This is a genomic window from Catalinimonas alkaloidigena, assembly GCF_900100765.1.
Taxonomy (GTDB): Bacteria; Bacteroidota; Bacteroidia; order Cytophagales; family Flexibacteraceae; genus Mooreia; species Mooreia alkaloidigena.
In genome coordinates this window covers 350,841-366,177 of sequence record NZ_FNFO01000002.1, presented here as the reverse complement: position 1 = coordinate 366,177, position 15,337 = coordinate 350,841, and the positions used below count along the sequence as shown (strand labels likewise).

The window sequence follows — 15,337 nt, the reverse complement described above, 5'->3', positions numbered from 1 at the left end:
ACAGAAGCGAGTACGTTCCGTTCGGCCTTCCTTGTCTATCTTTGCGCCCACTTAATTCATTCCATCACCTAACCTTAACCATACAACATCGGTATGAGCGATCAGAAAATCACCATTAATAACGGTAAGCTCCAAGTACCTGACCAGCCGGTTATTCCTTTTATCGAAGGAGACGGGACCGGTCCTGACATCTGGCGTGCTTCGCAATTGGTTTTTGACGCAGCGGTAGAAAAAGCCTACGGCGGCAAGCGTAAAATCCAGTGGAAAGAGGTGCTGGCGGGTGAGAAAGCCTTCAACCAGACGGGCAACTGGATGCCCAACGAAACCCTCGAAGCCTTCCGCGAATACCTGGTGGGCATCAAAGGCCCGCTGACCACGCCGGTGGGTGGTGGCATCCGGTCGCTGAACGTAGCGCTGCGCCAGGAACTCGACCTTTACGCTTGCGTGCGTCCGGTGCGTTGGTTCCAGGGTGTGCCCTCGCCGGTGAAACAGCCGGAACTGTGCGACATGGTGATTTTCCGCGAAAACACGGAAGACATTTACGCCGGAATCGAGTTCCAGCAAGGAACCGACGACGAGAAGAAATTCTCGCAGTTGCTGAAAGAAAACTTCCCGGCCCGTTATAAGAAAGTACGCTTCCCCGAATCGGCCGGCTTCGGCATCAAGCCCGTTTCGCAGGAAGGTACCGAACGCCTGGTGAAAGCGGCCATCGACTACGCGTTTGCGCAGAAGCGCGACAGCGTGACGCTGGTGCACAAAGGGAACATCATGAAGTTCACGGAAGGCGCGTTCCGCGACTGGGGTTACGAAGTAGCGAAGAGCCAGTACGGTGCGAAAGACTACGAAGGTGGTCCGTGGCAGGTCATCGAAAAGGACGGTCATAAGATCATCATCAAAGACGTGATTGCCGACGCCTTCCTGCAGCAGATCCTGCTGCGCCCGGCCGAGTACTCGGTCATCGCGACGCTGAACCTGAACGGCGACTACGTATCGGACGCACTGGCGGCCATCGTTGGGGGTATCGGCATTGCGCCGGGTGCCAACATCAACTACGTAGAAGGTAGTGCCATTTTCGAAGCCACGCACGGCACAGCGCCGAAGTACGCCAACCAGGACAAAGTGAACCCCGGTTCCGTCATCCTGTCGGGTGCACTGATGCTGGAATACATGGGCTGGCAAGAAGCCGCTGACCTGATTTACAGCGGGTTGGAAAAGGCCATCGCCTCCAAAAAAGTAACGTACGACTTCGAGCGTCTGATGGAAGGCGCTACGCTGCTGAAGTGTAGCGAGTTCGGTCAGGAGATCGTCAACAACATGTAAGTCCCGGACTTCATATATTATTGGGTCCCTGTCTGGCTGGCGCCGGGCAGGGATTTTTTCTGCGCTGCCCTAATTCTAATCACATTCTAATCTGCGCCTAAGGGGTCTCTAATCGGCGAGTTCGTTCTTTGAGTCATACACTACGGAGAACTTTTTGCCAAGCGATTTCTTATGCGTACGATCTTGATTCCGACCGACTTTTCGAAAGATACGCTTCAGGCCATACGCGCCGCCGTGCAGCTCCTGAACGGCGAACGCTGTTACGTTACGCTGCTCCGGCTGATTCCGCTCCCCGACTCCATCACCGAACTTCTTTTTTTGCAACGCAGCCAGCGCTACGCACAGCGCGTTCCGCTGTGGTTTCAGGAACAACTCAAAAAACTTCGGGCCGAAACGCAGGGGCAACTGCTCAAAGTCGACGTTTCGCACCAGTACGGCGTATCGCGCCCGCTAGCAAAGCGTCTGCTCGAACACATCACCCCCGACCTGGTCGTGATTCCGGCCCGGCGGTCTAAATACTTTCCGGAAGAGTACCACCACTTTATGCACGAGCTGCAGCAAAGCAGCACGCCCATCTTATACCTGCCCGACAACGAGATTGCAGCCGACATTACACTCGCCACCCTGTTGGGCGAACAAAACTCGATGGAGTTGATTCAGCAGAGTCAGTTTCAGGTCAATCAGCTTTTCAACCGGCTGCATTCCAATCCGATTTTCATTTCGGTCAGCGAAACAGAACCCACGCCGTTGTCCTGGGAAAACGCCCGCGAGTGGCCGCCCCACCACGAACCCGCGCCGGAAGATGCGGCGGCCCCGCAAGAGCCAGCCGAGCCGAGCACGCGGGGCGCGATACGCCAGGGGCTTCGTGCACTGCTGCGCGAACTTCACATGCTCCGCAAGCCGAGTTTGCTCGTGCAGATCCGGACGGCGCAAAACTTCTGGCAGAGTATGTTCAGCAAACGCGAAGACGTTTCCATCATTCCGCAGCGGATTCAGATTCCAGTGCTTTCGCTAATGCACCCATAATTTCCTCTACACCATCACCTTACCCCCCATCCCACCACGTAGTTTCTGTTCATTCAACCCACCCTCTTGTCTCCGGGCAAGAGGGTTGATTCTTCAGACCACTCATGTTATTAAAGAAGCACATCCCGATCAGCTACGTCTTTGGGAAGATCAAATACGAAATGATTTTCGTTTCGATCTATGCCGTGATCATCGGCATCCTGGACGAAGATTTCCACGAAGATATTTCCGTACCGTTGTCGGTCCCGATGATTCTGGGCACGGCCATTTCGCTGCTGCTGGCGTTCCGTTCCAACCAGGCCTACGACCGCTGGTGGGAAGCCCGCATCATCTGGGGTGCCATTGTCAACGATTCGCGTTCTCTTACACGTCAGGCGCTTACGTTCGTACACGACCCGACGTTCTCGGTCGAAGTGCTGCGGTGGCAGGAGCAGTTTGTCAAACGGCAGATGGCGTGGTGCCACAGCCTGGGGCAGGCCCTGCGCGGCCTCGACCCGATTGGACGCTGCCGGTCGTTGCTGAGTGCCGAGGACCTGCATTTTATCGAACAGCACGACAACAAGCCCAATGCGTTGCTGCTGTTGCACGGGCGCGACATTCGCCGGTGGCTGGACGAGGGGTTGATCAACGCGTACCAACACGTGCAACTGGACGAGACCCTTACCAAACTGTGCGACTCGATGGGCAAATGCGAACGAATTAAAAACACGGTGTTTCCGACCACCTACAGCCTGTACCTGCACTTGTCGCTTTACTTCTTCGTCATGCTGCTGCCGTTCGGGTTGGTCGACTATTTCGGCTTGATCGAGATTCCGCTGGTCATTGCCATTGCGGCGGCGTTTTTCCTGATCGAGAAGATGGCCGTGCACCTACAAGACCCGTTCGAAAACAAGCCGACCGACACGCCGGTCACCACCATAGCCAACACCATCGAACGGAACCTACGTCAGATGCTGGACGACCAGCGCCCGCAAACCACACCGGAAGTACAGACTTATTACCAGATGTAATGCCGAGGGTTAGTCACCACGTCATCGTCTTCTTAGCCAGCGCCGATGTCCTCAGTGGAAATAGTAGTTGACTCAAGCGCTGGGGCACGGTTTAGAAAAATCGCCCGCAGGGCGTTAGGAAACCCGGCGGAAGGCAATGGTGACCGTTGTGCCCTGCCCGAGCGTGGAGTCGACGGTGATTTGTCCGCCAAACGAACGGATGATTTTGCCCGCCAGCGACAGTCCGATGCCGTTGCCCTGGTAGGTAGTTACGTTCTGCCCCCGGAAAAAGGGCTCGAACAAATGGTCCTGGTCTTCCGGCGCTACGCCGATGCCCCGGTCCTGTACGGTAATAATCTGTTGGTGGACATCGGCCGAGAGCGCCAGTTGTACGGGTTGGTTATCGGAATACTTGATGCCGTTGTGCACCACGTTGTGCAGCGCCAGTTCCATCCACTCCTGGTTGCAGATAAGCTGCAAGGCTTCTTCTTCGGCGGGAAGGTCTTCGAAGCGCAGGCGCACCTGGTTGTCGGGCAGTCGTTCGTCGAGGTTGCGCTTAAATTCGAGCAACAGCTCGTCGAGGCGGACCGGTGCCATTTGTTGTTTCTGCCCGTCGTAGCCGATTTGCGAAAGGCGCAACAGCATGGAAGTCAGTTGGTTGAGGCGACAGGACTCGCGGTAGATGTTTTCCAGCGACGTGACGTAGACTTCGGCCTCGCGGGGTTTCTTCAGGGCAAACTCCGCTTCGCCCATCACGGTGGTGAGAGGAGTACGCAGTTCGTGGGAGGCGTTGCTGACAAAGTTGCTTTGCAGTTCGAAGGCCGTTTCGAGGCGATCGAGCATCCGGTTGAACGTCTGCGACAGTTCGGCCAGTTCGTCTTTGCCGTTCCCGGTATCGAGCCGCAGGTGCAGGTTCGAGGCTCCGATGCGGTTGACGTTGGTAATGATCCGGGCGATGGGCTGAATGATCTGGTGGGAAAACACGCGCCCCAGCACAAACGTCAGGATCAGACTCAGCGCAAAGCCGGTGAACAGAATGTGCCGCAGCGTGGCGAGGCTCTGTGCGCCGTACGTATCGCGGGCGCGCACCAGCACGAGGTGATCTCCCTGATGAGTGGGGTAATGGATGCCCACATAAAAATTGTTTTTCTGATGAAACTCAGCGTCACCTTCACTCAGCGCCTCTTCATAAAACCAGGTGGGCAGGGCATGCAGCTCCTCGTTTTCCTGACGGTGCCGTTCGGAAGGATTGGCCGACAGAATGTAGTCTTCCTCGTCGGGCAGGGTCTGGAGCTGGTTCTGCCGTACATCTTTGTAAATCGCCACGTTCCGCTCGTCGTCTTCCAATTGCGTGCGGGCGGCAATGTAGGCACGTTCCCGCACCCGGCTCATAAAGGCCTGTTGCCCGAACCGCGCGACGAACAGGTACAAAAACACGCTCAGCACCAGGATGAGTGTCCCGGTCATCAGCGAGAAGGTCAGCGCGATTTTGTTGCGGATCGTCATGCTTCTTCTTCTTTTCGTAACACGTACCCCATGCCTACCACCGTATGAATCAACTTGGACTTAAATCCTTTGTCGACCTTCTTCCGCAGGTAGTTGATGTACACATCGACCACGTTGGTACCCAACTCGAAGTTGATGTCCCACACGTTTTCCAGCAGGTTGATTCGCGTCAGCACACGCCCTTTCTGTTTCATCAGGTACTCCAACAGGCGGTATTCGGTAGCCGTCAGGTTGATTTTTTCGCCCCCGCGCCGCACCAGTTTCGCGTCGATGTCGACTTCCAGGTCTTCCAGCCGCAGCACGTTGGCCGACGACGCATGCCGCTGCACCCGCCGCGTCACAGCTGCCAGCCGCGCCAACAGCTCCGAAAACTTAAAGGGCTTGACCAGGTAATCGTCGGCCCCGTGGTTCAGTCCGGCCACCACGTTCTCGGTCGTTCCCAGCGCCGTCAGCATGATAACGGGCGTCTGGTTGTGTCCCGCACGCAACTGCCGGCAAAATTCCATGCCGTTCATGCCCGGCAGCATCAGGTCCAGAATGATGGCGTCGAACGGATCGCCGGTGGCCATCGTCCAGCCCGTCGTGCCGTCCATCGCCACACTCACTTCGTGTCCTTCTTCCGTCAGTCCCCGCCGGATCAGCGAGGCGACGGCAGGTTCGTCTTCTACGACCAGTATCTTCATAAAGAATGATGCTCCTTTTCCAGTGTAAACTTACAAGTCTGGCACTTGGTTAGCCGCCTGCATTTGCGTTTTGCTCAGGGATCCCTTCCCCTCCACCCCATATACTATACTCCCCCGTTTTTCGGCATATCCCAACACCGCATTTTTAGCATATTAAAATAAATGGACACTTATTCAGAATAATATTTTCTCAAAACTTGCTTTTATTGCGCAGTTGTTAAATATATTGCATATATAAAGCTCCCCCGGACCATCACCTCGGCCGGGGGAATACTTTTGGTTTTCATTCTATTCACTTTTCTAGTTATCAATTTTTTCAAACCCTTTTTTGCTCTCATGAGGAAAACCTTACTGTTAATCCTGACGCTTTTCGCTTCCGCTTGCGTGATGGCGCAAGGCCGTCAAATCAGCGGCGTTGTCCGTTCCGGCACCGACAACGGTGTGCTGCCGGGCGTCAACGTTTCGGTAAAAGGCAGCACCGTCGGTACCATCACCGACGTCTCGGGCGCTTACACGCTGGAAGTTCCAGCCGACGCCAAAGTCCTGGTGTACAGCTTCATCGGCTTTGTCACTCAGGAAGTCGCCATCAACAACCGCTCGACGCTCGACGTCACCCTGGAGGAAGACATCGCGCAACTGAACGAAGTGGTCGTGATTGGTTACGGAACGCAGGAACGACGCGACCTGACCGGCTCAGTAGCATCCGTACGCGGCGAAGCCATCGAGAACCTGGTAACGCCATCGTTCGAATCGCAACTGGCGGGCCGCGCGCCTGGCGTGCAGATTACGACGCCGGGCGGCGTGCTGGGACAGGCTCCGCTCATTCGCATCCGGGGAGTCAACTCGCTGACGTCCGGGGCCGATCCGCTGATCGTCATCGACGGCGTCCCGGTGGTGACCGACGACCGCTCGGGCATTGTACCGGCGAACCCACTGGCCAACATCAACCCGGCCGACATCGCCTCGTTCGAGGTGCTGAAAGACGGGTCGGCTACCGCGATTTACGGTTCGCGGGCGGCCAACGGGGTGCTTCTGATTACGACCAAGCGTGGCACGGCCGGCAAAACCCAGATCAGCTACAACGTCAGCGCGGGTTTTAACGAAGAGGTCAGCCGGTTCGATCTGCTCACAGGCGACGAATTTGTGACCATCGCCAACGAGAAACGTACCAATGCAGGTGCCACTGCGCTGGCCCAACCCGGCGAAAACACCGACTGGCAGGACTACATTTTCCGCAAAGGCGGTGTGCAACAGCACAGCCTTTCGTTCCGCGGAGGTTCCGAGGCGACGCAATTCTTTTTCTCGTTGGGCTTCACCGACCAGAACTCGGCGCTGATTGCCAACGACCTGCAGCGTTACTCGTTCCGGGCCAATGTAGACCACACCATCAAAGAGCGCCTGAAGCTGGGCACCAGCCTTTCGTACGCGTTCACGACCATCAACGGCCTGAACAACGGCGCCAACTCACTTTCGGGAGCCGTCTACAACGCGACGCGGATGCTGCCAAACGTCAGCATTCTCGATCCTACCAACACCGCTTTCGACGGGTTCAACGTGCAGCCGGACGGCAGCACGCTCGGCATTGGAAACAACCTGGCGACGGTCGATAACAACATCCCGAACATTGCGTTCGTGCTGGCCAACAACGTCTACCGCAACCGTAACCACCGCCTGCTGGGCAGCGTCTACGGCGAGCTGGAGATTGTGAAGGGCTTGCGGGCGCGGACTCAGGTCGGTACCGACGTCACCCTCTCGGACGATTTTCTGTCGTGGGACCCCCGCCACGGCGACGGACGTGGACGGAACGGGTACGCTTCTCAGGAGTTTAACCCAGCCTACCGTTGGAACTGGCAAAATACCTTGAACTACCAGACCACGCTGGGCGAGGCGCATCACCTGGACGTGACCGTCGGCGCGGAATATCAGCTGACCAACACGTATAACTTCGGTGCGGTAGGGCAAGGGTTTTCGGACCGTTTCTACCAGCAGCGGAACCTGATTTCCGGCTCTTACGGCACACAGACCATTTCGGGGGGCTTCAGCCAGACGGGCTTCGACTCGTATTTCGGGCGCCTCAACTACAACTTCAAAGGCCGGTACCTGTTGTCGGTAGCACTGCGTAACGACGGCATTTCGTCGCTGCCACTGGCCAACCGGCGCGGCACCTTCCCGGGAGGGTCGATCGGCTGGCGCATTTCAGAAGAGGAGTTCTTCAACAGCACGCTGGTGCGCGACCTGAAACTCCGCGCCTCATACGCAGAGGTGGGCAACGTAGAAATCGGGGCCTTCCCCTATGTAGGGGGCTTTGGGGCGGTGTTGTACGGTCCGAATCCGGGCATCGCGTTCAACCAGGTGGCGAACTCGGACCTGCAGTGGGAATCGTCGAAGAAATACAACATCGGGCTGGACCTGACCATCGAACGGTTTACGCTCACGGCCGATGTGTTCCGCAACAACATCGACAATCTGGTTCTGGACGCGCCGGTCGCGCCGTCGCTGGGGGTGCCCAGCAACAGCATTACGCAGAACGTTGGTGCCATGTACAACCAGGGGCTGGAGTTGCGCCTGCAAGCCAACGTGCTGGAAAAAGGTACGTTCTCGTGGACGACCGACTTCAACTTTACGACCATCCGTAACGAGGTGACCCGCCTGGTCAATCCCCTCACCAGCACTTACAACCGCACCGAAGAGGGCAGCTCGATCGCGCAGCTGTACGGCTACCAGTGGGCCGGGGTGAACTCTTCCAACGGCAATCCGATGTACGAGAAAGCCGACGGTTCTGTGGTTCAGTACAACCTGCAACAGGGCAATTTGGGCTGGCGTGTTTACGACCCGGCCAACCCGGCCGACATTTCGCAGACCAGCACAGGCCCCGGCGGCGCCGACCTTACCTTTCTGGGCAACACGCTACCCAAATGGCAGGGCGGCTGGAGCAACCAGTTCCGATTGGGGAGTTTCGACCTGGAGGTGTTCCTGCGCTATTCGGGCGGCAACTACATCATGAACGAAAGCTTGCGCGGCCTGCTGGGGCAGGGCTTTGCCAACAACCACGCGTCGATCCTCGGCCGGTGGACGGAAAGCGGCGACGAGGCCGACGTGCCGAAGCTTTACTCGGGTCAGGACGCCAATATGTGGCAGACGGGGGCCGCAAACTCGCGCTTTGTCGAAAAAGGCGATTTCCTGCGGGTGCAAAACATCGTGCTGGGCTACCGGGTGCCGTCCGACGTGTTGTCGTCGCTGTTCGGCACGACCATCACCTCCGTACGGGCGTTCGCACAGGTGCAGAACCTGCTGACGTTCTCCAAGTACTCGGGGCTCGATCCGGAGCTGAACCAGTACTCGTCGCAGCTGCAATACGGCGTAGACTGGAACGTCGCGCCGATCATCCGCACCTGGTCAGCCGGGATCAACATCGGCTTCTAAACCCTCCGTCCTTATTACATCTCAACAGAACATCATGATTCCAAAAATAAAGCAACTTGTAAGTCTGACCCTGGTCTTTGCGTTGGGCGGATGCCAGGTAACCGACCTCACACCGGCCAACTTTTTGCCGGAAAGCGAAGCCTTTGCCGATGCCTCGCGCGTTGAGGCCGCAGTAGTCGGCGTGTACGAAGCCGCCCAACAGGGCTATTACGGTACCACTGTGCAGCGCGGCTACCCGTTCGGGGCGGCCTCGACCGAACAGGGAGACATGAAAGGTGAAGACATGTACAACGACCAGTTGTTCTACGAAATCACCTACACCAACGCCTGGACACCGACCACGGCCAACAACAACGGGATGTGGGTGGGGCTCTACCGCCTGATCAACCGCTGCAACGTGGTGCTGGAGGGCGTCGCCACGGCTCAGGAAAGCGGCGTCATTACGGCCGAAGCGGCCAACGTGTACCGCGGGGAAGTGCTATTTCTGCGGGCGCTGTCGCACCACGAACTGTTGGTGCACTTCAGCCGTCCCTACACGGATGACCCCTCGAGCCCGGGCATTCTCTACCGTACGTTTGCCATCAACGACGTGAGCAAGGTGAGCGATGGCGAAGCCGTTCAGCGAGGCACTGTGCAGGCCGACTATACCCAACTTCTGGCCGACCTCGACGAAGCCGAAAGCCTTCTGGAAAACGGCAGCAACGTGTTCCGGGCGCAAAAAGGAGCCGCCATTGCCCTCAAGTCGCGCGTTAAACTGCACATGGGCGACTGGCCCGGCGTCATTGCCGAATACGAAAAGCTAACGACGCTCTACGCCCTGACCGAAAGCCCCGACGGACCGTTTACGTCAGATAACTCGTCCGAGAACATTTTTTCGCTGGAAAACTCGGCGGCCTCGAACCCGGGTGTCAACGGCGCGCTGGTCAGCATGTACGGCAACCCCGAACTGGGCGGGCGCGGCCTGGTGAAAGTCAGTCCGGTCATCTGGCAGGCCGATTTCTGGCTGGAAGGTGACCTACGGCGTACGCTGCTGACGACGGAAGCGGCCAACGGCATCTATACCGCGAAGTACGACGCCTACGGCGTATACGACGACCCCACGCCGCTGCTGCGGTATGCGGAAGTGGTCTTGAACGCTGCCGAAGCGTATGCCCGTCAGAATGAACTCGACATGGCCGTGACGCTCCTTAATCAGGTGCGCGACCGCGCCCTGCCCGACGGCGCCGCCTCGTATACCGCCGCCAGCCTTGGCGGGACGCAGGCCGGTGTGCTGGAAGGCATCTGGCAGGAACGTCGCATCGAGTTTCTGGCGGAAGGCAAACGGTGGATGGACATTCACCGGCTAGCGGGCGAAGGCCTGATGGCGGGAATTCCCGAAAAAGCGCAGTCGCGTTCGGTTACTTCCATTGATTTTTATACCGGTGCCAGCCCGATCACCTACGATCACGCGCTGGCGTACGATAATCCGTTGTTCATCTGGCCCCTCCCGCTGGACGAGATGTTGAACAACCCGGGCTTGACGGATGCCGACCAGAATCCTGGTTACTGATCGCGTCACCGAATCATGTATCCGAGGAGCGACTTTGTACAGAAGTCGCTCCTCTGTGTTTATAGAGGGGCAACCCACCTCAAAAAACTGCCCATTCACACCGCGGGTCGGGCAACCGGTAGGTACAAAAACCCGACTCGTGCTTTTATAGAGTAAAGCGCCAGGCGCTTTTCCTATTTCCAGTACTGTACGATGCGTTATACCACCTACTTCTTCGCCCTGCTGCTGGCGGGCTGCCGCTTCGCCCCTGCCCCCGACACCACCACCGCGACGGAAACCTGGCAACTGACCGGCTTTGCCAAAGTCGATGCCGCCAATCCGGTGATGGAGCCCGATGCTTCCTTGGTTTTCTACGATTCCCTTCGCGGCGATTCGGTCCAGTGGGCGCTGAAAGATGTGTTTAACCCGGCGGCGGTAGTGCGGCACGACACTCTTTTTCTGCTCTTCCGGGCGGAAGATACCGTCGGGCGCCATGCCGGTACGTCGCGGATCGGCCTGGCGGCTAGTACCGACGGCCTGCACTTCGTCAAACGTCCCTCGCCGGTGTTGTATCCGGCCGACGACGCGCTCCAGCCCTACGAAGGCGAAGGCGGCTGCGAAGATCCGCGCATTGTCGAAGACGAAGCGGGGCGGTACTACCTGACCTACACGTCGTACGACGGCGAAACGGCGCGCCTGTGTGTGGCCACATCGCCCGACCTGGTCCACTGGCAGAAACAGGGATTGGCGTTTTCAGCGCCGCAGTACCGCAACCTCTGGGGCAAATCGGGGGCCATCGTGTGCCGACGCGAAGGGAGTCGACTGATCGCCACCCAACTTCAGAACCGCTACTGGATGTACTGGGGCGATACCGACCTCTACCTGGCGACGTCGCCCGACCTGATTCACTGGACACCGCTGGAAGCCGACAGTGGCCTGGTTTCGGTGCTGTCGCCGCGTCCGCAGCAATTTGACAGTCGCCTGGTCGAATCCGGGCCGCCGGCGCTGCTGACCGACCGCGGCATCGTGTTGATTTACAACAGCATGAACCTGGCTCCGGATCAGGGGGGCGCTCCGCACATTCCGGAAGGGACCTACGCCGCGGGCCAAGCGCTGTTCGACGCCGAAAACCCGGCCCAACTCCTGGAACGCGCCGATACGTATTTTCTGTATCCGGAAGCGCCGTACGAAGTCCACGGGCAGGTGGGACGGGTCTGCTTTGCCGAAGGATTGGTGCCTTACAAAGGGTATTGGTTTCTGTATTACGGCACCGCCGACTCCAAAATTGCGGTAGCCCGGGCGCCACTTCCTGAGTAACGGCTCCCTTCAAAGGGTGCATTTTTCCAGATTCCTCCGCAATACGGTCTGATTCTTCGAAAATCACGACGCGATTCTCAAAACCTCACGTCCTGCCGCTTCAGGGTGCGGCCGCGCATTCGGCGGCGGCGATGCCGATTTCTGGTCGTGCCTTACACCTTCACACACGGACCTTCCTCGGTGTGCGGGACGCCTGTTTCGCATGGGTCGTTGTTTTGAGTCATTGCGGGTAATACAACAATAGACGCCCCCGTTTTTCTTGCGTTCCCGCCGCGCCCTCCATTTTCCGTACGAATCCTGTGCCAGGCGCTATCCCGGAAGCAACCCTACAAGGGTGGTGTACAAGCTACTGAACCCCAGCAACTTAGGCGATATCTCTGTTACTTGGCTTCAGTCATTTTCCACCGCTTTCCCCTGATTTCATGCGCTTTTTGATGCTTCTTCTCGTTTCGCTTGTCTGTTCGCCCCTGGCAGCCCAATTCACCCATTCGCACTGGTGCAAAGGCTGGGTAGTGACCAATGCAGGCGACACCATCACCGGTGAAGTATCGTACCATGTGGACGAGGATGTGCTGATTTTACGCGAACGTGGCACGTGGCACACCTACACCTCGCAGACGGTGGCGTCGTTTGTCTTGCAGGATACCCTGTCGGGCGAAGTGCGGCGTTTTCGTACGTACACTTACGATGCCATGGGCAACCACTACGAAGTGCCGCTGTTTTTCGAAGTGTTTTTCGAGGGCAAACACGTGGCCCTGCTGGGCAAGGTGTTGCCGCGCCTGGTGCGCTGGAAACAAAATCGCTCGTGGGAGCGGATCACGTCTTCGAAACTGGAAGAGAATATCGAAGGCAATGCCCTCACCCAGAAATACTTGAAGAAGACCGAGTTGCACGCTGACTTTTACCTGATCCGTACACAGCCCGACGCGCGTCCCGTCCGATGCACCAAAGGCCTGCTGTACAAAAAATACGTTTCGAAGCGCCTGTACGGCTTCCTGGCCGACCGCAAAGAAGCGCTGACTAACTACGCCCGCGCCCGCAAAATCCAGTTTCAGCGGCCCAGCGAGTTTCTGACGATGCTGGTCTACTACGAACACCTGATGGCGCAGGAGCCCCAGGCGGCGCTTCGCCCGTGAACTTCTTGGGCGTTCGCACGTTGAGAAAAAGGAGACCTCGCTAATCTGTCACTTTTTTCATGAGTATTCTCAGCGCGCTACGCTACCGTAATTTCCGTTTTTATTTTACCGGCCAGGCGCTCTCCAGCCTTGGCAACATGATGCAGGAAGTCGCCATTGCGTGGCTAGCCTACCGCCTGACCGATTCGGCCTGGTTACTGGGCGTGGTCACGTTCGTGCGACAGGGCGCCGCGTTCGCCATGGGGCCGCTGGCGGGTGTAGCCGCCGACCGTTATCCGAAGGGACGCATGCTGGCCCTCTACCACAGCGTTTTGGCTTTGGCCTCGCTGCTGCTGGCGGTGCTCACCTGGACCGAGGTGATTACGGTGATGCACATGATCGGTTTACAGATCGTCCTGGGTGCGGCCAAAGGCATGGAGATTCCGGCGCGGCAGGCGCTGGTCAACGACATTGTCGAAGACAAGTCCATCCTGTCCAATGCCATTGCTCTGAATTCCACGCTGTTCAACACGTCACGGATTGTGGGCCCGGCCATCGCCGGCATGTTGATTCCGCTGATCGGCGAAGCCCTCTGTTTTGTTACCTACGCCACGGTGAGTTTCCTCATTGCGGGTATTTTTCTCTGGCTGAATGCCCACGTCACCGAATCGCCTTCGCCGGCCATAGGCAGCTTCCGACACCAGTTTACGGAGGGCGTGCGCTACGCCTATCATTTTGTCCCGATTCGTCTGATCCTGATTCTGGTCGCCACCGTTAGCCTGCTGGGCATTTCCTTTAACGTGCTGCTGCCCGTTTTTGCCAACGAAGTGCTTCACGTCGGGGCGACAGGCTTCGGGTACCTGACCAGCGCCATCGGAGCCGGTTCCATTCTGGGTGCCCTCTATTTCGGCAACCGCAAAGAAGCCGGTGGGCTGGAGCGCATCCTGTTTACCGCTACGCTCATTTTCGCGGTAGGGGTTACGGCCTTTGCGCTATCGGGTTCGCTGGTGTTTGCCCTGGGCGCGCTCGTCATCTCGGGCGTCGGGCGGGTCATGATTTTCACCTGCGCTAACACCTTGCTGCAAACCCTTTCGTCGGACGACAAGCGCGGACGGGTCCTCAGCCTCTACATCACTTCCTTCATGGGAGCCATCACGGTCGGCAGCCTGCTGATGGGCTTTTTTGCCGACCAGATCGGCGCACCGATCACCGTCCTCATCGGAGGAGTCAGTTGCCTGCTTCCGGCGCTGTTCTTTGTGCGGCGGCGGGCGGCGTTTCAGGTAGCACAGTAAGGCTCCTCGCGTGCACCCAGGTCCGCACCTGATAAGTAGAAAAGAAAGTAAAAGAAGAAAGTCGGGGTGGCGCGACTCGAACGCGCGTCCATCAACGTATAAGATTGCCGCTCTAACCGACTGAGCTACACCCCGAATGCATCAAGACACAGAAGTGGTGTCTGACGTATTCGGAAAAAAGAAGCGGTCGGTGCGTGCATGTGGCAAACTTACGGTACGTCGGTCAAACAAAAAAGGACCTCCGCAGAAGTCCTTATCATGGTGTATTTCAAACGTGATTTCTAGTAGTTCACGTCGCTTTCGTCGGTGATCACGTCGACCAGACGCTTGATTTCCTCCATCTTTTCTTTCTCGCCCAGCTTTTCGAACGAGATAATCAGATTGCGCAACATGCGCCGGATGATGTCGAGGTTCGAACAAGGCTCGTAAAACAAGTCCATCTTTGCCAGGTTCAGGTGCGAGATGTAGTTGTCGATGTCAGATTTGTAGAAAATCAGCCCCCGGTTAAAAGCGTTGATGTAGAACTGCAACTCGCGCGATTTGTACGTCAGTACGAACAGGTTGGGCAAGTTGACGCCGTAGACGGGCAGCTTGAGGCGTTGCGCCACCAGCATGTAGACCGCACACAACGAAATGGGGTTGCCCTTGTGCGATTCGAGCACGATGTTGAGCATCGAATTGTTGGGCGCGTGGAAGTTCTTCGTATTGGCGCTGAACTTCAACTTGCCGAACAGCACGTCGTTCAGGATGCGAATCTGGTCGAACGGGTGGATGTCGTTTTTCATCTCCAGCCACGTTTCGTAATAGATCTGCTCCATCTCCTTCCGCAACTTGCTGTATTCCAGGTCAGGATACTGGTACGTAGCAATCAGCCACAGTCCTTCCAGCAGATCTTCGGCACCGCCCTCTTTCCAGGCCCGTAGCTTTTTCTCCAGCACCGAATACTGCAGGTGGTGAATCAGGTCCTCGATCCGCTTTTGCACGTACGGATTGAAATTGCTCTCCCACTCACTTTCCAGGTACGGGATCACAGGATCGCCCAGCGAAATAATCTTTTGTTCCACATGGCTCAACACCTCCTCATCTTCATCGCTGAGCAGGGATACCAGTGCTCGGAGTTCCTTTTCTTCCATCATGA

Annotated in this window: 11 protein-coding genes and 1 tRNA gene; 8 read left to right on the top strand and 4 right to left on the bottom strand. The window is 57.4% G+C overall.

Annotated elements, in window-relative coordinates:
• Positions 1-93 precede the first annotated feature (93 nt).
• From icd to BLR44_RS04945, 3 genes are all read left to right on the top strand, one after another.
• Positions 94-1,320 carry an NADP-dependent isocitrate dehydrogenase gene (icd, locus tag BLR44_RS04955; protein WP_089679867.1) on the top strand — a complete coding sequence of 409 codons (1,227 nt, stop codon included), beginning with the start codon at positions 94-96 and terminating at the stop codon, positions 1,318-1,320.
• A gap of 171 nt (positions 1,321-1,491) precedes the next feature.
• Positions 1,492-2,346, top strand: coding sequence for a universal stress protein (locus BLR44_RS04950; RefSeq protein WP_089679865.1), 855 nt, complete (start codon positions 1,492-1,494; stop codon positions 2,344-2,346).
• Positions 2,347-2,450: 104 nt separating this feature from the next.
• Positions 2,451-3,356 carry a bestrophin family protein gene (locus tag BLR44_RS04945; RefSeq protein WP_089679863.1) on the top strand — a complete coding sequence of 302 codons (906 nt, stop codon included), beginning with the start codon at positions 2,451-2,453 and terminating at the stop codon, positions 3,354-3,356.
• A gap of 114 nt (positions 3,357-3,470) precedes the next feature.
• Here the strand turns inward: BLR44_RS04945 and BLR44_RS04940 are convergent, their stop codons facing one another.
• Entirely contained in the window at positions 3,471-4,841 is a 1,371-nt protein-coding gene (locus BLR44_RS04940) for a HAMP domain-containing sensor histidine kinase (protein ID WP_089679861.1), read from the bottom strand.
• Positions 4,838-5,524 (bottom strand): response regulator transcription factor, encoded by a 687-nt coding sequence (locus BLR44_RS04935; protein ID WP_089679860.1) that lies wholly within the window; start codon positions 5,522-5,524, stop codon positions 4,838-4,840. The genes BLR44_RS04940 and BLR44_RS04935 overlap by 4 nt, the downstream gene beginning before the upstream one ends.
• Before the next feature lie 336 nt (positions 5,525-5,860).
• Here BLR44_RS04935 and BLR44_RS04930 point away from each other — a divergent pair, with 336 nt between their 5' ends.
• The 5 genes from BLR44_RS04930 (at position 5,861) to BLR44_RS04910 (ending at position 14,199) form a co-directional block, all read left to right on the top strand.
• Positions 5,861-8,947 carry a SusC/RagA family TonB-linked outer membrane protein gene (locus BLR44_RS04930; RefSeq protein WP_089679858.1) on the top strand — a complete coding sequence of 1,029 codons (3,087 nt, stop codon included), beginning with the start codon at positions 5,861-5,863 and terminating at the stop codon, positions 8,945-8,947.
• 34 nt (positions 8,948-8,981) lie between these two features.
• Positions 8,982-10,496 carry a RagB/SusD family nutrient uptake outer membrane protein gene (locus BLR44_RS04925; protein WP_089679857.1) on the top strand — a complete coding sequence of 505 codons (1,515 nt, stop codon included), beginning with the start codon at positions 8,982-8,984 and terminating at the stop codon, positions 10,494-10,496.
• Positions 10,497-10,688: 192 nt separating this feature from the next.
• A complete protein-coding gene (locus BLR44_RS04920) occupies positions 10,689-11,792 on the top strand; it encodes a glycoside hydrolase family 130 protein (protein ID WP_089679854.1) in 1,104 nt (367 codons plus the stop codon).
• 422 nt (positions 11,793-12,214) lie between these two features.
• Positions 12,215-12,928 (top strand): hypothetical protein, encoded by a 714-nt coding sequence (locus BLR44_RS04915; protein WP_089679852.1) that lies wholly within the window; start codon positions 12,215-12,217, stop codon positions 12,926-12,928.
• Positions 12,929-12,987: 59 nt separating this feature from the next.
• Positions 12,988-14,199 carry an MFS transporter gene (locus BLR44_RS04910; protein WP_089679849.1) on the top strand — a complete coding sequence of 404 codons (1,212 nt, stop codon included), beginning with the start codon at positions 12,988-12,990 and terminating at the stop codon, positions 14,197-14,199.
• Positions 14,200-14,260: 61 nt separating this feature from the next.
• On the opposite strand, the gene BLR44_RS04905 is transcribed toward BLR44_RS04910, so the two are convergent.
• Positions 14,261-14,334: transfer RNA gene (locus BLR44_RS04905), tRNA-Ile, on the bottom strand.
• A 146-nt stretch (positions 14,335-14,480) separates the two neighbouring features.
• The gene (locus BLR44_RS04900; protein WP_089679847.1) at positions 14,481-15,332 is read right to left on the bottom strand and encodes a transglutaminase-like domain-containing protein; all 852 of its coding nucleotides are present in this window, start codon (positions 15,330-15,332) and stop codon (positions 14,481-14,483) included.
• Between the last annotated feature and the right edge of the window lie 5 nt (positions 15,333-15,337).

What these genes read in the sequence shown, in the direction of transcription:
- icd (WP_089679867.1), top strand. Translation starts at nt 94, where the DNA reads ATGAGCGATCAGAAAATCACCATTAATAACGGTAAGCTCCAAGTACCT.
- BLR44_RS04945 (WP_089679863.1), top strand. Translation starts at nt 2,451, where the DNA reads ATGTTATTAAAGAAGCACATCCCGATCAGCTACGTCTTTGGGAAGATC.
- BLR44_RS04925 (WP_089679857.1), top strand. Translation starts at nt 8,982, where the DNA reads ATGATTCCAAAAATAAAGCAACTTGTAAGTCTGACCCTGGTCTTTGCG.
- BLR44_RS04910 (WP_089679849.1), top strand. Translation starts at nt 12,988, where the DNA reads ATGAGTATTCTCAGCGCGCTACGCTACCGTAATTTCCGTTTTTATTTT.
- BLR44_RS04950 (WP_089679865.1), top strand. Translation starts at nt 1,492, where the DNA reads ATGCGTACGATCTTGATTCCGACCGACTTTTCGAAAGATACGCTTCAG.
- BLR44_RS04940 (WP_089679861.1), bottom strand. Translation starts at nt 4,841, where the DNA reads ATGACGATCCGCAACAAAATCGCGCTGACCTTCTCGCTGATGACCGGG.
- BLR44_RS04915 (WP_089679852.1), top strand. Translation starts at nt 12,215, where the DNA reads ATGCGCTTTTTGATGCTTCTTCTCGTTTCGCTTGTCTGTTCGCCCCTG.
- BLR44_RS04935 (WP_089679860.1), bottom strand. Translation starts at nt 5,524, where the DNA reads ATGAAGATACTGGTCGTAGAAGACGAACCTGCCGTCGCCTCGCTGATC.
- BLR44_RS04920 (WP_089679854.1), top strand. Translation starts at nt 10,689, where the DNA reads ATGCGTTATACCACCTACTTCTTCGCCCTGCTGCTGGCGGGCTGCCGC.
- BLR44_RS04930 (WP_089679858.1), top strand. Translation starts at nt 5,861, where the DNA reads ATGAGGAAAACCTTACTGTTAATCCTGACGCTTTTCGCTTCCGCTTGC.
- BLR44_RS04900 (WP_089679847.1), bottom strand. Translation starts at nt 15,332, where the DNA reads ATGGAAGAAAAGGAACTCCGAGCACTGGTATCCCTGCTCAGCGATGAA.